General features: G+C 36.1%; 16 protein-coding genes and 2 pseudogenes. 5 read left to right on the top strand and 13 right to left on the bottom strand.

The window, feature by feature from the left end:
- Nucleotides 1–10: 10 nt before the first annotated feature.
- The 6 genes from LEUFL_RS0104875 to ytpR form a co-directional block, all read right to left on the bottom strand.
- Entirely contained in the window at nucleotides 11–349 is a 339-nt protein-coding gene (locus LEUFL_RS0104875) for a MerR family transcriptional regulator (RefSeq protein WP_010007865.1), read from the bottom strand.
- 80 nt (nucleotides 350–429) lie between these two features.
- Nucleotides 430–3120: a DNA polymerase I gene (gene polA, locus LEUFL_RS0104880; protein WP_010007866.1), complete on the bottom strand. Its 2691-nt coding sequence runs from the start codon at nucleotides 3118–3120 to the stop codon at nucleotides 430–432.
- Between the two features lie 89 nt (nucleotides 3121–3209).
- Nucleotides 3210–3926 carry a Bax inhibitor-1/YccA family protein gene (locus LEUFL_RS0104885; RefSeq protein ID WP_010007867.1) on the bottom strand — a complete coding sequence of 239 codons (717 nt, stop codon included), beginning with the start codon at nucleotides 3924–3926 and terminating at the stop codon, nucleotides 3210–3212.
- An 85-nt stretch (nucleotides 3927–4011) separates the two neighbouring features.
- Complete coding sequence (murC, locus tag LEUFL_RS0104890) at nucleotides 4012–5343, bottom strand: UDP-N-acetylmuramate--L-alanine ligase (protein WP_010007868.1); 1332 nt, start codon at nucleotides 5341–5343, stop codon at nucleotides 4012–4014.
- Nucleotides 5336–5497, bottom strand: coding sequence for a hypothetical protein (locus tag LEUFL_RS13155; RefSeq protein WP_010007869.1), 162 nt, complete (start codon nucleotides 5495–5497; stop codon nucleotides 5336–5338). The genes murC and LEUFL_RS13155 overlap by 8 nt, the downstream gene beginning before the upstream one ends.
- A 3-nt stretch (nucleotides 5498–5500) precedes the next feature.
- Nucleotides 5501–6136 (bottom strand): YtpR family tRNA-binding protein, encoded by a 636-nt coding sequence (gene ytpR, locus LEUFL_RS0104900; protein ID WP_010007871.1) that lies wholly within the window; start codon nucleotides 6134–6136, stop codon nucleotides 5501–5503.
- Nucleotides 6137–6218: 82 nt separating this feature from the next.
- Between ytpR and LEUFL_RS0104905 the strand changes: the two genes are divergently transcribed.
- On the top strand, nucleotides 6219–6536 hold the full coding sequence (locus LEUFL_RS0104905) for a hypothetical protein (RefSeq protein WP_029508660.1): 318 nt from the start codon (nucleotides 6219–6221) through the stop codon (nucleotides 6534–6536).
- Nucleotides 6537–6612: 76 nt separating this feature from the next.
- Nucleotides 6613–7957, top strand: a pseudogene (locus LEUFL_RS11555) (MFS transporter).
- Nucleotides 7958–8246: 289 nt separating this feature from the next.
- Here the strand turns inward: LEUFL_RS11555 and trmB are convergent.
- The 3 genes and pseudogenes from trmB to LEUFL_RS11560 form a co-directional block, all read right to left on the bottom strand.
- On the bottom strand, nucleotides 8247–8906 hold the full coding sequence (gene trmB, locus LEUFL_RS0104915) for a tRNA (guanosine(46)-N7)-methyltransferase TrmB (RefSeq protein ID WP_010007875.1): 660 nt from the start codon (nucleotides 8904–8906) through the stop codon (nucleotides 8247–8249).
- 30 nt (nucleotides 8907–8936) lie between these two features.
- Nucleotides 8937–10211, bottom strand: a complete 1275-nt coding sequence (locus tag LEUFL_RS0104920) for an ABC transporter permease (protein ID WP_029508661.1) — start codon at nucleotides 10209–10211, stop codon at nucleotides 8937–8939.
- Between the two features lie 6 nt (nucleotides 10212–10217).
- Nucleotides 10218–10957 (bottom strand): annotated as a pseudogene (locus LEUFL_RS11560) (ABC transporter ATP-binding protein).
- A 70-nt stretch (nucleotides 10958–11027) separates the two neighbouring features.
- Here LEUFL_RS11560 and LEUFL_RS0104930 point away from each other — a divergent pair.
- From LEUFL_RS0104930 to LEUFL_RS0104940, 3 genes are all read left to right on the top strand, one after another.
- Entirely contained in the window at nucleotides 11028–11453 is a 426-nt protein-coding gene (locus tag LEUFL_RS0104930; RefSeq protein ID WP_010007879.1) for an HIT family protein, read from the top strand.
- A gap of 9 nt (nucleotides 11454–11462) precedes the next feature.
- Nucleotides 11463–11699, top strand: a complete 237-nt coding sequence (locus LEUFL_RS0104935; protein WP_010007880.1) for a hypothetical protein — start codon at nucleotides 11463–11465, stop codon at nucleotides 11697–11699.
- A gap of 72 nt (nucleotides 11700–11771) precedes the next feature.
- Complete coding sequence (locus LEUFL_RS0104940) at nucleotides 11772–12677, top strand: peptidylprolyl isomerase (RefSeq protein ID WP_010007881.1); 906 nt, start codon at nucleotides 11772–11774, stop codon at nucleotides 12675–12677.
- 30 nt (nucleotides 12678–12707) lie between these two features.
- Here the strand turns inward: LEUFL_RS0104940 and LEUFL_RS0104945 are convergent, their stop codons facing one another.
- The 4 genes from LEUFL_RS0104945 to LEUFL_RS13405 are packed head-to-tail and all read right to left on the bottom strand — an operon-like array spanning nucleotide 12708 to nucleotide 17229.
- Nucleotides 12708–13661 carry a 3'-5' exoribonuclease YhaM family protein gene (locus LEUFL_RS0104945; protein ID WP_010007882.1) on the bottom strand — a complete coding sequence of 318 codons (954 nt, stop codon included), beginning with the start codon at nucleotides 13659–13661 and terminating at the stop codon, nucleotides 12708–12710.
- A complete protein-coding gene (locus LEUFL_RS09835) occupies nucleotides 13654–16065 on the bottom strand; it encodes an ATP-binding protein (protein WP_010007885.1) in 2412 nt (803 codons plus the stop codon). Before LEUFL_RS09835 ends, LEUFL_RS0104945 begins: the two co-directional genes overlap by 8 nt.
- Nucleotides 16055–17110, bottom strand: a complete 1056-nt coding sequence (locus LEUFL_RS11565) for a metallophosphoesterase family protein (RefSeq protein ID WP_010007889.1) — start codon at nucleotides 17108–17110, stop codon at nucleotides 16055–16057. Before LEUFL_RS11565 ends, LEUFL_RS09835 begins: the two co-directional genes overlap by 11 nt.
- Nucleotides 17107–17229, bottom strand: a complete 123-nt coding sequence (locus LEUFL_RS13405; RefSeq protein WP_010007890.1) for a hypothetical protein — start codon at nucleotides 17227–17229, stop codon at nucleotides 17107–17109. Before LEUFL_RS13405 ends, LEUFL_RS11565 begins: the two co-directional genes overlap by 4 nt.
- Nucleotides 17230–17241 lie beyond the last annotated feature (12 nt).

A 17241-nucleotide genomic window follows, 5' to 3' on the forward strand; every position in this document is an offset into this window, starting at 1 on the left:
GCTCCCTTTCTTACTTAACACCAAAACGGCCAATCTTTGCGAATTCACTTTGAAGTGAACGTCGTAAAGCATCCTGTGAATTATGTTTTTCTTGTGCTTTGCGTTGCTGCTTTGCAAATATCTCTTGGATGTCCTTAATTGAATCACCAGCTTCCAAATAATCTTTGATTTTTAGTAGCTGATCAACATCATACAATGAAAAGCGACGCTGTCCACCTTTACCACGTTCTGGGTGCACTAGATTATTTTTCTCATAATAACGAATTTGCCGGTCTGTCAACAGCGTTAACTCTCGAACAGTACCAATCGGTAAAATAGCTAAATTCCGCCTCAATTCACGTTCGCTCATGCAACAACCTCCGCTCAACATACTTATATTGTAACGTTTAGCTCTATTAAAAGCGAATTTGTGTTAGATTTCCTGACATCTCATTTAGCGCTATACCAATTACTACCATGTCGGCTTTCCACCTTTAGCGGTACATCTAACGCAACAGCTGAATCCATAACTTGCGGAACAATCTCTTCTAATTCAGGGATTTCACTCGTTGGTGCTTCAAATATCAATTCATCGTGTACTTGAAGTAGCATACGTGCTTGCAAATGATGTTCATGCAACACCTGATTCATTTTAATCATTGCAATTTTAATAATATCAGCTGCAGACCCTTGAATAGGTGTATTCATCGCTGTTCGTTCCGCAAAGCTTCGGCGATTAAAGTTTTTAGCATGAATATCAGGTAAGTATCGCCGACGTTTGGCAAGTGTTTCAACATAACCTTGTTCATGGGCTAACGTTTTCGCATTTTCCATCCACTCATGAACCTGCGGGAATTTTTCGAAATACGTATCGATAAAGCGCTTAGCTTCAGCTCGTGAAATACCTAGATTATTTGATAAGCCAAAATCAGAAATGCCATAAACAATACCAAAATTCACAGCTTTAGCTGCACGACGCTGCAATGATGTAATTGGTGCGTCATCATTAAGTCCAAATACCGCTCGTGCTGTTTCTGAATGAATATCCTCGTCATTTAAGAAAGCGCGTTGCAAATTTTTATCACCTGTCATATGCGCTAAAACACGCAATTCAATTTGTGAGTAGTCGGCACCAAATATTTGCCAATTGGGTTCGCTAGGTACAAAAGCTTTTCGAATTTGTCGACCAGCTTCTGTACGCATTGGTATATTTTGTAAATTAGGATCAACACTCGATAAACGCCCAGTTTGTGTCAGCGTTTGTAAGTAACGAGTGTGTATTTTACTATCTTGACGATAGACTACTGCCAGCAAACCATCAATATAGGTTGATTTAAGCTTAGCCAATTGTCGATATTGCAAAATATACGCTACAATTGGTGCTTGATCAGCTAACTTTTCTAATACTTCCACTGCCGTTGAATAGCCTGTTTTTGTTCGCTTAATAACCGGCAATCCCATTTTTTCAAATAATAAAATACCTAATTGTTTGGGAGAATTAATATTAAATTCCTCCCCAGCTTCTTCATAAATTGCTTTTTCAACATCGACAATTTGCGCATCGAGGCTTTCACCCATTTCTTGCAGTTGATTCTGATCAACACGAATACCGGTATACTCCATATCTGCTAACACACTTGCCAATGGCAGTTCGATATCTTGATACAACGCTAATTGTTCATGTTCTTTAAGTTGTACCATAACGGGTTCAATGAGTTGATTGAGTGTATCAGCTTTATGGGCAATGTGCATGAGCACACGACCTTCATCAGTCGGCACACTAAATTTTGCACCTTTACCATAAATATCCTCATCCAATTGGAGATAAATATCATACTTTTGTGCTAAAGTAGCTAACTCTGCATTATTATCCGTTGTATCTAATAAATAAGCAGCAAGCAAAAAATCAAAAGTTGCGTTGCGCAATTCAATATCTAATCGCTTGAATAATACACGTTGCGCTTTGACATTATAAACACGTTTTTCAACCGTTGGGCTTTCAATAATTGCCTTAATTTCAGGAGACTGTAATAATGAAAAATCACGACTAGCAAAATAACCACGTTGTTCATCCCCAATGACAAAACCAATCATGTCATCTGTATGATAATTATCACCCGCTATTTCAATATGCAAAGCAACTTGATGCCCTAATTCGGTCACCGCATGTAAATTATTACTTTGCAATATCGTTAAAGACAAATTATCTTCAACTTCACTTTGATCTTCACTACCAAGTTGACCAGATTTTTTGAGTGCCCTGATTTTAGCCAATTGTTGTTTAAAATCTAACGTTTCATAAAATGGAATTAAACGGTCAAAATCAATACCACGATATTCAAATTCTGCTAACGGCAATGCCATATCCGCATCAGTTAAAATCGTCGCTAACTTTCGAGAACAAAAAGCTTGATCTCGATCTTTAATTAAGTTTTCCTTCATTTTAGATGCTTTCATTTGATCAATATTAGCATATAAATGATCTAAATCTTGATACTGAGCCAACAACTTTAACGCTGTTTTTTCACCAATTTTGGTAACACCAGGATAGTTATCTGATGTATCGCCAGTCAGTGCCTTCATCTCAATAATTTGTTGTGGCGTTAAGCCATTATATTTTTCCGCAATATATTCTGGTGTAAAGCGTTCAATTTCAGTCACACCCTTTTTGGTCACATTAACGGTAATATTATCTGTGGCTAACTGCGTTAAATCGCGATCGCCGGTAACAATGGTCACAGAATAACCTAATGCTTCCCCTTCACGACTAAACGTTCCAATAATATCATCTGCTTCCAAGCCATGCTGTTCATAGTTACGTAGGCCATGAAAAGCAACCATTTCACGCATATAAGGTAGTTGTTCAGCTAGTTCCGTTGGCGTCTTCGCACGTCCGGACTTATATTCTGAATATAGTTCACCTCGAAAGGTACTCTTACCGCTATCCGCATCCCAAGCAACAACAGCATAGTCAGGTGACATAGGATCCACAATCTGATCCATAAAATTATTGAAAGCCACCAAGGCATTGGTGTGCAAGCCATCATGAGTTACCATACGGTCTAATTGCTTATACATCGCATAAAATGCACGATAAGCTAAGGAATTGCCATCTATTAAGAGTAGTGTCGGTTTGGTCATGTATTTCGCCTCATCTTTAGTCTGTTACATCTATTCTACCATTTAATTAATGTCAAAATAAAAGCTCGCCGAAGCGAGCCCTTAAATCATTAATCTCGTGTATTCATGACACCGAATAAACGAAGTAAGTAGAAGAATAAGTTAATGAAGTCAAGATATAGTGATAATGCACCGTTAATTGCAAGACCTGTTGTGTCCATCTGCCCTGCCGTTTGTGCATACATTAGCTTCAAACGTTGATTGTCATATGCTGTATAAAGTGAAAATACAACCACAGCGACATAAGAAATCAACAAATTCACAATACCATTAGGGAAAAACATGTTAATTAAGCTAGCAACAATCAATCCGACTAGTAAACCAAATAGCGCTTGACGTAGACCGCCTAAATTCCGCTTTGTCATTAAGCCATAAGCTGACATACCGCCGAACACTGCCGCTGTTGCTGCGAATACGCCTAATATTGAAGCTGTTGTATACAGTCCAAGTAAGACACCCGTTGTTAAACCTTCTACTACTGCAAAAGTCATTAATAAACCAAATGCATTAGCAGTATTTTTTAGTGTATTACGTCCAATCATGAAAATAAGCAAGAATTGAACACCGATTAGACCAATAACACCAACAGCATTACCATAAATTAATGAAGCGATTTGTTCCCAGAAAAAAGATTTAACGATATATCCCGTAATTCCAGTAATCAAGACAGCTAACGCCATATAACTATACGTTTGTTTAAAGAAGGCACGCATACCCTCATCGACACCGGTTACATCACGGCGTGTATTAAAATCGTAATTATTCATAAGCAATCTCCAATCGTAAAATATTTATTATCTACCTAATCACTATTATAACGTAAGGGTAATTAAATGAGCATTAAGTGAGCCGTTATTGTAAATCAGTTCGTAATTGGCCCAGTAATTTTTCATAAGCAAACTCGTACTTTTCAATATCACCAGCCCCCATAAACACCATCACGGCATTTTGGTAAGGCATTAATAAGCCCATATTACTTTCCTCAATAATACCACCAAATTTTTCAATTTCTTTGCCTAAATCTTCAGATGTAATCGTTCCCGACTGTTCTCGTGCTGATCCAAAAATATTAGCTAAATATACCTTATCAGCTGCATTTAAGCTTCTTGCAAATTCATCTTTATAAGCAATTACTCGTGAAAATGTGTGTGGTTGGAAAATTGCAATAATTTGTTTATCTGGATATTTTTGACGTGCTGCATCCAAGGTTGCATCAATTTCTGAAGGATGATGCGCATAGTCATCAATTACTGTTATATCAGCAATGTGCTTCTCACTAAAACGGCGCTTAACACCAGTAAATGTCATTAAATACTCTCTTAGTAAATCTAAGTCTACTTTCTCCATGTAAGCAACCGCGATTACCGCTAAAGCATTTAAAATACTATGTTGACCATACAACGGTACCGAGAATTCGCCTAAGTCTTTGCCACGATAGGTAACATCAAAATGAGACCCCTTAGTTGACTTTCGAATATTTTGAGCCACAAAATCATCGCGTGTCGGATTAACGCCATAATAGTAAATATCCGCTTTGGGGTGCAATTGGCGTAAATGCTTATCATCTCCCCAAGCAAATATCGCCTTTTTGACATTATTGGCAAAATCAGAAAAGGCACTTGTCACATCATTGATATCGGTATAATAATCAGGATGATCAAAATCGATATTCGTTAAAATGGCATAATCGGGTGCATAATCTTTAAAATGACGACGATACTCATCTGCTTCTACCACAAAAAATCGTGAATTAGGAACGCCACGTCCAGTACCATCACCCACAAGATAAGATGTCGGTGCAATATTCTTTAAAACATGCGCGAGCAAACCGGTTGTACTTGTTTTACCATGAGCGCCTGCTACAGCAATAGACGTTGTCTGGGCAATCTGCTCCTGAACAGCTTCTGGATAAGAAATCATCTTAACCCCTAATGCTAATGCCCGAGCCACCTCAACTTGTTCATCACCAAAAGCATTGCCTCTTACAAAAGTAGCGTCTTGATGTGCATCTACATTTTTAGATGAGAAGGGTAAAATCTCAATACCTGCAGCCTCTAATGGTGCTTGGGTATAAGTATACTGCTCAATATCAGAGCCAATGACCTCATGTCCTTGATCATGTACTATTTGAGCTAACGGTCCCATACCCGTCCCTTTTATGCCAATAAAATAATATTTACTCATTTCCATCCTCTTTTACAAATGTAAAATACTGTAATTCACCTTTCCGTAATGCAAAAATCAACTGGCGATATCTCGTATCTTCAGTATGCAATATACGGTAAACGCGTCTTTTGTCAACGATATAAGTTGGCTGGTAATCATTTTTGTTGACCATCCACTATGCCTCAAATAACTGTGCACCCTTTTCAAAATCAAATGGTTCACCGACTTCACCAAACGTTTCTGGTAAGATGAGTGCGCCTGGCTTATCAGGTGCGCCTGGTAAGCGTAACTCACGGCCTGATACAATCATACCAGCAGAATCAATACCACGCAGTGCACCATCCCAAATGATCTCACCACTTGGCATCATCGTTCCTGGTTGTGCGACGACAACCTTAATATTTTCCGCCATATTTGGTGATCCGGAAACAATTTGTAATGTCTTATCTTCTGTAACACGTGTTTGTGTAATGTGTAAATGATCTGAGTCAGGATGTGCTTGCATCGACTCAACATAACCAACAACCAGTTTTGATGGTGAAACAGTTAATTCAGTCTCCAAGCCAACGCTCTTAAATAGTTGATTAAGCTGATTGATCTGCTTTTCATCTAGAAAAATTTGTCCGCGATCTTCTTGGATACCGAGTTGCTGTCCCATACCAAAAACATTAATACCAATTATTTGATTTGTGTTGCTATCCGTTATTGCAACAACATTATCAAACTGATTGATTTTCGGATTTGTAACGTTTGGTGCCAATACAATAATTAAGGCATCCCCCATTGCTGGATAATTGTAACTTGTTATCATTTTCTAACCCTCTTTAAATGTGCTACTACTATATTACTAAATTATCGCGCGTCTATAAAGTCAAATATGCTATACTCGACACATGAATACTTCAATCGTTACAAAATTAAGTTGTGGTTTAGCCGGTTTCTCATTAGGGATGTGGCTGTTTTCTAAGTCAGCTGAAGCTGCTAAACCACACCATGTTCTAGACAATGTTAAGCATCAATTTGGCCAAGAAGGCAAAATTCTTGGTTCATGGATTAATCGCACACCACAGCGTTATCAAAAATTTGCAATTAAATATATCATTTATGGTGGTGGTATCACACGTTTAGAGAATAATGTGCCTGTAAACTATCTTTTTATGGCCGATGCACATACTGGTAGTATCATCAATATCAAACGAGAAGCGGAATAATATTCTGCTTTTTTGTTGCAATATTTTGTTTTTATTCTAGAATCATTCTATATTAGAAGATATTGAGAGGGAATTTATGTTTAAGAATATTCGTCAGTTAACGCCGTTCTCGTTGGTCCTATTGTCCATATCGTTTATTATGTCCATTAGTCAATCGACAATGACGACGACATACCCAATTTTAATGAAAAGTTTCAATGTTGATACGACAACTGTCCAGTGGCTAACCACTGGTTTTATGGTTGCCATGACATTAGTAATGCCACTTAGTCCTTGGCTTTTAGATAATATCAAGCTAAAGCAGTTATTAAACGGCATTGTCGCTGTTTTCTTAGTTGGTACTGTCATTGCCATGATCACACCTAATTTTACAGGAATTATCATTGGCCGATTACTTGAAGGTGTTGCCGTTGGTGCCTTATTTCCCACTTTTCAAAGTGTCATCATTGAGAACACACCAAAAGACAATCGTGGCGTGACCATGGGCGTTGTTGGGTTAGTGATGGGATCAGCATTGGCAGTCGGCCCCATCATTTCAGGTATCATTCTGCAATGGGTATCATGGCGTGCCTTGTTTGCACTCTTTTTAATCGTCCTTCTGATTTTGGCCATTTTTTACAGAAATATATTGAAAACACACATATTTTAAAACCTAGCCGATTTGATTGGTTTTCCGCTGTAACATTGCTTGGTTTTGGGGGTATTTTGTATAGTATCTCTATTTTACCTAGCACCACAATAAATTGGCGCTGGTGGTCTATCATCATCATCAGTGTCTTATTATTAATAATTTTCATCACCCGACAAATTAAATTGCGTGTTCCTTTTTTAGATTTACAAGTCTTTAAATACGCAGGCTATACACCAGCGATGTTACTAACTGGTCTATCTTATAGTGGTTTAATTATTGCGACTGTGTTGCTCCCACTATTTTATCAACGTATCTTTAACTTCAGTCCTCTTGTATCAGGCCTCTTAATGGTCCCCGCTGCCATTTTCTTAAGTCAGCTCAACCCACGTGCTGGGCAAATGCTCAACAAAATTGGACTTAAAAATTAGTTTATATTGGTATGGGGATGATGATTCTTGGTTATCTTTTGCTTAGCACTGTAGGTGCAAAATTCTGGATCGCAGCGCTCATCGCCGCGATGTTGCTTGAAGGTGGTAATGCTTTTATTATGATGCCTGCTGTAACTGCTGCGAATAATGCTCTACCAAAAGATTTAGTGAGCCATGGTACCGCAATTGTGACCACAATGCGTCAGTTTATTGGTGCTACTAGCGTTGTTGTTGCGTCAATACTAATTACCGCCTTTGACACGCGCTTTAATTTTACTGTAGCCCTCACATTAACAAGTCAATGTTTCATCATCGTACCAATTGTCGGTATTATTTTGATTAACCGTATTAAAGGTAAATAAATATTAATAATGTTAAAATAATTTATTTTTGATGTCATGTTACCGTGACTATGATACGATAGACGTACGAGATAGCATATTTTGATTTTAACAATGTAATGTTTAACAGATATTTCCTTCTCGTCAGCCAAGATATACGACTAAATAATAACAAAGTCATTTTGTTAATGAGCTATGAGCAACCTCCATCCTATTTAGCTGTGGTATCTTGGCTTTTTTATATCATAAAACAATAAAAGCACACGCTTTAGCGTGTGCTTTTATTTATAGACATCATTGCTATTGTTAACTAAAAGTGAGCCTTAATCCAATAAATAGGTTGTCCCTTAGCCATGAACTTTTGTTCATACTCTGTCTCAACATTACCTACCACTTTATCTTCGTCAGCATGTAAATCCAAAGAAAAATCACTGGTTGTCCAACGCATACCATAGTCTATAAAGCTAACTAATGAGTATTCAAATAAATGACGGTTATCGGTTTTAAATTCTAACTCACCCTTTTCAGGAAGAATTGCTTCATACCCCTTTAGGAAAGTCTTATAAGTCAGCCTTCTCGCTTCGTGACGTGTTTTAGGCCACGGATCAGAGAAATTCAAATATAACTTACTGACTTCTTCTTTTTCAAAATAGTTCTCAACACCAGCGCCATTACCATAGATAAATTTTAAGTTGGGTAATTTACCAACACTATCAAAACTTTTTCTGGCAGCAATCGCCACTGCCGTTTCCTGGATTTCCATCCCAATATAATTAATTTCTGGATGTGCTAAAGCCATCCCCAAAATAAATTGGCCTTTCCCTGAACCAATCTCAATATGAATAGGTTGCGGTTCATCAAAAAGCGCCTGCCAATCACCACGTTGTTTGACGGCACGATCCTGGTCAATCACAATATCATGATGTTCTAATAGCCAATCGGCCGCCCATGGTTTTGATCGTAGATGCATAATCGTATCTCCTCATAAAGTTTGCTTTTATTATTTATGTCGCTTAACTTGCTTCAAGATAAAAGGTAAGTAAATGCTATTAATAATGATATTGATTAAAATAATACTAACACCAACTAACGCCATGTCAGACAACTTATTCTGTCCTAATACAATACAAATCATAAAGTATAGTGATGTCATGATTGATAGTTGGCGCGCTAATTTTCTAAAATCGCGTTCCTTTTGTATATCCGTTACTGGTATTAATCGAGTCCAAAGATTCATCTGTGTACTACGATAAAGTGGTAAAAATTGAAAATTAACCAAATAGATAAATAACGCACTCGTCACCAAAATCAACCATAATGGTGCTGATTTTAAAATATAAATCAATACCCCACCAACAAACGCTAATCTACCTATAAGCGGGAATAATTCTTGTGTGCGAATAAAACGCAACATGTACAAACGATACATGACTGTACTTGACTTTGTCAATGGTTGAATCAACCAATTAATTATTGGTCTTTGCTTGATCACCGTCTCTTTATTCGGTACATCAGCAAAGGACGCATAAAAGCTTTGAATACGTTGCTGACGCTTACGTTCATATTTAATAGCATTCTGCCAATTCATCGCCACCCGATACGATAAGGATTTAGAAATACTAAATAAATAAATCATAAATATCGCAATAATCAGTAAGATAGCAGTACAGATAAATACCATTGATGATGGCACAATTAATATCAAAACAATAAATACCATTGGCATTAAAAATCGAAATAGCACTTTTTCAATCAGTGAATTCGGCTCAAAAATCATGAGCATGCGACTATGTGATATCATGAGCTGTTTATATCGCTCATATACTAATATAAAAGTTTTAAAGACAATCAAAAATGCCAATAAACAAATTATCCTGTCATAACTTTCATAGTATAGCTGATGTAATATTGGCACTAGTAAACCGACGAATATCAATTGTACAGTCGCACTCACTGCGACACTCACTTTGAGGGCCGATTTAAAATATTGATGGCAAATATTTGTGTCTTGACTCAATAAAAATAAACGATCAGCTGGTTTAAAATAAGTCATTAAACTGCCAATTTGTAAACCTAATAACAACCATAAAACAATAAAAACTTGCCACAAACAAGGTTTTCCAAAAGAACTGATTGTATCATATGTTAGAAGTTGTCGATAACCTAATATAAAAGTACCTAAAGCAATAAGTAGAAAAAGGACAAAATGATCGTTAAACAGTAATCTAAAATATTTAATATTATTTTTTGAGCCACCCGAAAACGCTTGTAGTATAAAGCTTTAGCGTTCATCATCTAACTCCTCTTGAATACTCTCAAAAAATTGTTCCAAATTATCAACACTCAATTGAGATGCAGCAGCCAAATGATGTGGTGATCCTGTGAAACGAATACGCCCATCGTACAACACAACAAATTCATCCACAAACTGTGTCGCTTCTTTTAATAAGTGTGTTGTTAGTAAAATACTGTTGCCCTTACGTGCCTGTTCTTGCATCAAATCAATGACGGCTTTGATGGCTAATGTATCCAATCCCAAAAATGGCTCATCAATAATTAATAATGGGCGCTCTAGCATAAAAGCTGCAACTAACATTACCTTTTGTTTCATGCCTTTAGAAAAATGCGTCGGCAACCAATGTTGCTTTTTTCCAAACGAAATTTAGTCAGTAGCTTCTCAACTAGTTGCCAATGCTGCTCATCATCTAATTCGTATGCTGATAACATTAAATGCAAATGTTCACTTAACGTTAATTCATCATATAAAATAGGTTGCTCAGGTATATAGGCAATTTGCTTTTTGAACTCTGTTGGCGTTTTGATAAGATCAACGTCATTAAGGGCAATCGTACCCATTTGTGGTTGTAATTCACCGATGACATGATTAATTGTCGTAGATTTTCCAGCGCCATTAAGTCCAATTAAAGCGACAATTTTACCATCTGGTACTTTAAAGCTTATATTTTTAAGTATGTTGTGTCCGGCATAACCGCCAGACAAATTATTAATATCTAATCCCATAGTTTAATTATAGCAGGCATATTCCAATTATTTGTTATAATTAGACTAATAATAGGAATGGAGTTTAGATATGACAGATATTTTTGATAAAATTATTGCTGGTGAAATCCCAAGTTACAAAGTTTACGAAGATGATGATGTTGTAGCCTTTTTAGACATTTCTCAAGTAACGCCTGGTCACACACTTGTCGTCCCTAAGCAAGAAGTAAGCGATATTTTTGACTATACAGACGACATTGCCCAACGTACCCTACTCAAACTACCAAAAATTGCTAAAGCTATTAAATCTAGTGACGATAGCATCGTTGGTATGAATATTGTTTCTAATAACGGTGCCGCTGCTGGACAAACTGTCCCCCACTCCCATTGGCATCTGATCCCTCGTTATGCGGATGATGGTTTGGGTGAGACTTTAGCCCCAACTATTGATAACTCCTCTAATTATGATAATGACAAATATCAAACAATCGCAGATAGTATCCAAACGCAATTTTAAGGATTAAAAATGAAATGCTTTGATAACTTAAAAATACTCATAAAGGCTTTAAAAGATATTGCTCGTTTAACGCAACAACTGGCACAACAAAAAGCACAGTTAGATGCTTCTTTAGAGCAAATCAAAAAATTTCAAGATGATATTCAAGTTGACATCGATAAAATGAATTTCAAAAATGAGATTCATTTAGCACGCATAGAAAAGGCTCAGCAACATATCGCCCAGGAACTTGAAAAGTACCGTTAATCAGCATAAAATGTGTTAATATGTTACACTGGTTAGCGATACTATAATTTTGAAAAGGAAAAACTATAATTTATGCGTAAATTTATATGGGGCCTACTCGTTGTCATTTTTGTTGGTGGTATGGTCTTCTTATCTGTTAACTCATCTAAAACATTAGCCACTTCTACAGCTGGTAAAATCACTGAAAAAGATTTCTACAATCAAATCAAGAAATCTTCAGCTGGTAAGCAGGAATTCGCTAAAATGGTGATTAATAAAGTGCTTGAAGACAAGTACGGTGACAACGTCTCTAAAGCAGATGTTGATAGTGCTTTTGAAGCTCAAAAGTCACAGTATGGCTCATCTTTTAAAGAAGTATTAGCTTCTAATAATATGACTGAGAAGCAGCTCAAGGATAGTTTGAGAAATAATTTATTAACTAAAGCTGCCATTAAAGCAAATTATAATGTGACAGAAAAGCAAATTAAAAAAGCTTACGATGATTATAAGCCAGCAGTTACGATTTCAATGCTAAAAGCTAAGAATGAAGAGAATGCTAAAAATGCTGCCAATGATATTAAAGATGGCAAAAGCTGGTCAGAAGTTTATAAGAAATACTCGACAGACAGTACCTACAAGTCAACAACAGGTAAAATTTCAGCTTTCGATTCTACCAGCACTAGCGTTGACAGTTCCATTCAAAATGCTGCGTTCAAGTTAAACAAAGTTGGTGATTATGCTGTTACTTCCGATTCTAGTGGTAATTATTATCTCCTTAAACTCGAAAAGAAGACAGATAAGCCAAGCTTAAATAGCCTACGTAGTAAGTTAACAGAACAAATTATTACAGAATTCATGAATAGTTCTGATAATACTTCTAAGGTACAAGCGATTATCGGTAAGATTCTTCGTAAGGCAGATGTTTCTGTTAAGGATAGTGATCTTAAGAGTTCACTTAACACTTATCTCACTGCTGGTATTTCATCAAATAATAAGTAAAATAAAAAACGTTCAAATAATGAACGTTTTTTACTGTTCTAAATTTGGTTTATAAAAATGACGATTGTCTAATCCAAAAATTCTGTCCGAAAAATGTCCAGTTTCTGTTTTATCCAATGCGGCGCTCATCATTTCAATACTAGCATCAAGCTCATCTAATCGATGCAATACTTCTGCTTCCATAATCATTGGCCTTACTGGTGAACCATATTCAAGTAAACCATGATGCGCTAAAATAACATGACGTAGCAGAATCATATTTTCGTCTTCTATATCAAAATTCAATTCTCGAGCTGCCAGGACAACTTGCTCATCTAATAATGTGATGTGCCCTATTAAATTACCTGGCACAGTGTATTGTGTCGCAACTGGTCCGCTCAACTCTAAAACTTTTCCTAAATCATGCAATAACGCTCCTGCTAATAATAATGATTTATTAATTTGCGGATATTGTGCAACAACACCATTTGCTAGTCGTGCAATTGAAAGAGAATGATACGATAACCCACCCGCAAACGCATGATGATTACTTTTAGCGGCCGGATAACGTAAAAATTGATCATGATAATCTGTAAAGAGCTTACGAATCAATCGATTCCACATTGGTTGTGTTACTGCTAAAACATAATCATTTAATTCATTTTGCAATTCAACTTCTTTAATAGGTGCATGTTGCATGAAATCACCAGGATTATCCGGTTCCCCCGGTTGATTGGCTAAACGTAAATGCGTAATTTGTATCTGAGGTTGTTCACGATAGCTACTCCGTTTCCCCTCTAATTTTACGATTTTACCAGGAATAAATTGTGCAACTTGATCGTCACTTGCATCCCATAAGTTACCTGAAATATTATCAGAACGATCTGAAAACACTAAACTCAAATAAGTTTTACCATTCTTTGTTAAACGCACATCAGCATTCTTGATTAGTACAAAACTATCAACAGTATCCCCATCCATATATTCTTGAATTAATTTAGCCATAAGTAACGTCCTTCGTTAAATTACAAATATTTTTGGTATCAAACATCGTAGCTTCTGTTGTCCAATACAGCACTTGTTGTCCATTAATCTCATGCATTAGCATGTTAAGAATGCTTGCCTTGCGTTGACCGTCAAAATTAACAAAACTATCATCAATCAATATTGGCATTTGTATAATATCATTAATGACGAATGCAAGTGCTAACCGTAATGCGACATATAGTTGTTCACGTGCACCAGTAGATAATTCAATCATCTCAAAAGCAACATTAGTCTGTTTTACCATTACCATAATTTTATGATCATCAAAAATAATTTTATTATATTTATGCTGTGTGAGTATCTCAAAAAAGTATGTTGCTTTCTCTAACATTTTTGGGAAACGATTCTGTGATGCTTTAGAAAGTGCTTGATCAATCCAATTTGAGCTTAATTTCAAGGCCAAATATTCCGTAAAATCATCTAAAATTGCGGTCTTTTGATTGGCTACTTCTTGCTGTAACGACATAAATTCATCATCACTCGTTAGTCTTGCTTGATTAGCTTGCTGCTGTGCAAGTTGTCGCTGTAAATCAGATAATATAGTTCGCTCTTTTTGTACCCCTTGCTTTAGATGATCAATATTTTGAGACAAAGCCATTTTATCATCATAGCGACTGAGTATCTGTTGTTCTTCAACCGTGATTTGACTATTTAAATCAACAAGACGTTGCTGTTGTTGTTGCTGTTCTTGAGACGCCTTATATTGCACTAATAGTTCGTTGACATCGACAAGTTTATATTGATGTAATAATTCTGATAAATCATCTTTTCTTTTTTGTAGCGTTGACTGTTGCAATTGTATGCTCATTAAGCGCTCATTTTCATGTGTTGCTGATAATGCCGCTTCATTTTGTTCTTCAATTTGACGTTTCTGCAATTCATTTAATAACTGGTTAATCAATATTTCAGGTCGTTCATTTTCATAATGCGTTTCAATACTATCTTGTACAGCATTCAACCTTTGTTCGATAGCAAAGCGCTGACTATCAATTAAATTATCACATTGATCAAGCTTTTCATCGAGCTGTGGCAGTTGCTTTAAATCGAGTTGTATATCTAATATTTGCTGTTGGTTTAACGGCGCATAGGCTTTTAGAATATGATTGATTTGCTGCTGGTGTTTCTTTTGTGTTTGCCAAAAATAACTGCCAGATCCCACTGCCAATACTAATAAAATTATGGCAAAGTATGGATTAAATATGAAGCTAGCTGCACCTAACACACCAAATATGCCAGTTAACCACCATAACTTACGATTATAGCCATGCGTCAATTGTTGTTGCTGTTCTGTTGACAATACACTAGGTACTTCATCTGAAAATTGACGTTCAATGTCTTCAATTGCTGTCAAAATTTCCTCTTGCTGTCTTTCAGTTTGATGATAATCTTGAACATCAGTCTGTATTTGTAATAACATCAAGCGTAATTGATCATAATCAAGATCACTATTTTTAGGCTTTTTCGTTATATTCAGTGCCTTCTTTTCTCGATCAATGCCTGCTTGTAAATGATTAATTTGTAAGTCCAACGATTGCGCTTGGCTGACATCATTCTGAGAAATAATCGGTATCGCTTTCAAACGTGCTATTTTTTGACGTAATTGCTGTAATTGATAAAATAAATCATATTTTTGTAACAATAAATATTGATTTTGATACTGTTGATCTGCCAATTTTACTTTATTTTGCTGTTTTTTGATTGCTTGATTCGTATCATCAATTTTATTTTGTAATGCTGTATAAGCTACCAAGTCCTCGCTTTTACTTTCAAGTGTTTTTTGCGTTGTACGATAATGTTGCATCTCTTGATTAATAGGTCGTTTAGTTGATCGCTTAGCAAATAATTTATCAGCTGCCTTATCTAAATTTTGTCCAACATCTATCCATTGTGTACTCCCCACAGCACCAATATTGAGTAATAATTTCTGAAAATCTAACTCTGTTAATGTTTCAATGCGGTTTAAATCACGTTGATCAAAATTAAAAATATGATCAAATGTTTCTCGTGTTAATGGTGAAAGTTGCTCTGACAGCCATTTTTCTGGGCTAACAACTTCCTGATTTGCTGTTAAATTTTGAATTTTCAATGTCGTTTTAGTACGACCAATCCTGGTGATACGGAAATCTTGATGATCAGCTTCAATAACTAAGCTACCGCCATATTGACTACCATCCTTTGGTGTATAAAGATTTTGATGCGCTTTCTTACTTGGATAACCAAATAAGACACCAACGATGAAGGCACGAATTGTTGATTTTCCCGATTCATTCGGACCAGTGAATACCTGTAATTGACGATCCACTAAAAAATTTTGCTTTGACCAACGTCCGAACCCAATAATTTCTATTGCTTTAATCCTCATGGTTTTGACGTCTTTCTTCAATTATTTGTTTCATTCTTATTTTGATACTATCCATCCCCACGCCATCAAGAAAAAATTCACGGATATCAGTTGGGACTTGATTTGAAAGATAATCATCAATTCGAAAATGATGATCAATTTCATTAAAAGCCTCTTGCCAATATTGCTGGTCAATATTATCTGTAAAAGATAATACGTCTTTTGGATTATAAATTAATTTCACAACCCAAATCCGATCCAGCTCTTCTTGTCTTAATTTATCTAAAATAATATGACTGTATAGTCGTTGTTTAAAGCTTTCTGGTAAATGATTGGCCTGAATGATGACAGATAATAATGTCATTTTTTCTCTAGGAAATGTTGCTAAATATTGAATGAGTTCATCTTCACTACTCATTTCATCAATGCACAGTGTATCCCATAAAATTGGTGCTACCGGTACAAAATGTGGTATTAATTGTTGATTGTTTTCTTCAACCAAATAATAACCTTTTTCACCGGTTTCTTTACGATTAAGGCCTTGCATGTTACCAGAATAGCCAATGAAAGGGACTTGATTTAAAGTTTGTCTAACATGAATATGCCCTAGGGCCCAATAATCATAACGTTTGGCTAACATATCACTCACATTAAATGGTGCATACGCATCACCTTCGGTACCAACCGTACCATGATACATACCAATATGATAATCAACCTGCCGATCGCGTATAGGAAAATCACCTGCTAATCCTTTGGTTTGTCTTTGCGTTTGATAACTAAAGCCAGTAATGGCAACTAATTTATCATCCTGGGTTGACAGTTGATAAGTATGGACATCCTGATTAAAAACATGAACATTATCTGGCCATGGTAAATGAGGCTGCGTATCAGCTGCAAAATCATGATTACCAAAACTAAGATAAACAGCAATTTTAGCTGTATTTAATCTCTCAAACTGAGTACTCACGACATCTTGAATAATCGGACTCGTTTGTGTTGAATTATATAAATCACCAGGCAATAAAATAAAGTCAACTGCTGAATTGATTGCTTGATCGATCATGGTTGTAAAAGCCGTAATTGTGGCATTTTGTATTTGTTTTTTAATTCATATGGTAATTGTTGATCCAATCCAGAAAATGGATTACCTAAATGAACATCACCTGCATGTATAAATTTCATTTCACCCTCATC

It is taken from the genome of Leuconostoc fallax KCTC 3537, assembly GCF_000165675.1.
Lineage (GTDB): Bacteria > Bacillota > Bacilli > Lactobacillales > Lactobacillaceae > Leuconostoc_B > Leuconostoc_B fallax.

What these genes read in the sequence shown, in the direction of transcription:
- LEUFL_RS0104875 (WP_010007865.1), bottom strand. Translation starts at nt 349, where the DNA reads ATGAGCGAACGTGAATTGAGGCGGAATTTAGCTATTTTACCGATTGGT.
- polA (WP_010007866.1), bottom strand. Translation starts at nt 3,120, where the DNA reads ATGACCAAACCGACACTACTCTTAATAGATGGCAATTCCTTAGCTTAT.
- LEUFL_RS0104885 (WP_010007867.1), bottom strand. Translation starts at nt 3,926, where the DNA reads ATGAATAATTACGATTTTAATACACGCCGTGATGTAACCGGTGTCGAT.
- murC (WP_010007868.1), bottom strand. Translation starts at nt 5,343, where the DNA reads ATGAGTAAATATTATTTTATTGGCATAAAAGGGACGGGTATGGGACCG.
- LEUFL_RS13155 (WP_010007869.1), bottom strand. Translation starts at nt 5,497, where the DNA reads ATGGTCAACAAAAATGATTACCAGCCAACTTATATCGTTGACAAAAGA.
- ytpR (WP_010007871.1), bottom strand. Translation starts at nt 6,136, where the DNA reads ATGATAACAAGTTACAATTATCCAGCAATGGGGGATGCCTTAATTATT.
- LEUFL_RS0104905 (WP_029508660.1), top strand. Translation starts at nt 6,219, where the DNA reads ATGAATACTTCAATCGTTACAAAATTAAGTTGTGGTTTAGCCGGTTTC.
- trmB (WP_010007875.1), bottom strand. Translation starts at nt 8,906, where the DNA reads ATGCATCTACGATCAAAACCATGGGCGGCCGATTGGCTATTAGAACAT.
- LEUFL_RS0104930 (WP_010007879.1), top strand. Translation starts at nt 11,028, where the DNA reads ATGACAGATATTTTTGATAAAATTATTGCTGGTGAAATCCCAAGTTAC.
- LEUFL_RS0104935 (WP_010007880.1), top strand. Translation starts at nt 11,463, where the DNA reads ATGAAATGCTTTGATAACTTAAAAATACTCATAAAGGCTTTAAAAGAT.
- LEUFL_RS0104940 (WP_010007881.1), top strand. Translation starts at nt 11,772, where the DNA reads ATGCGTAAATTTATATGGGGCCTACTCGTTGTCATTTTTGTTGGTGGT.
- LEUFL_RS0104945 (WP_010007882.1), bottom strand. Translation starts at nt 13,661, where the DNA reads ATGGCTAAATTAATTCAAGAATATATGGATGGGGATACTGTTGATAGT.
- LEUFL_RS09835 (WP_010007885.1), bottom strand. Translation starts at nt 16,065, where the DNA reads ATGAGGATTAAAGCAATAGAAATTATTGGGTTCGGACGTTGGTCAAAG.
- LEUFL_RS11565 (WP_010007889.1), bottom strand. Translation starts at nt 17,110, where the DNA reads ATGATCGATCAAGCAATCAATTCAGCAGTTGACTTTATTTTATTGCCT.
- LEUFL_RS13405 (WP_010007890.1), bottom strand. Translation starts at nt 17,229, where the DNA reads ATGAAATTTATACATGCAGGTGATGTTCATTTAGGTAATCCATTTTCT.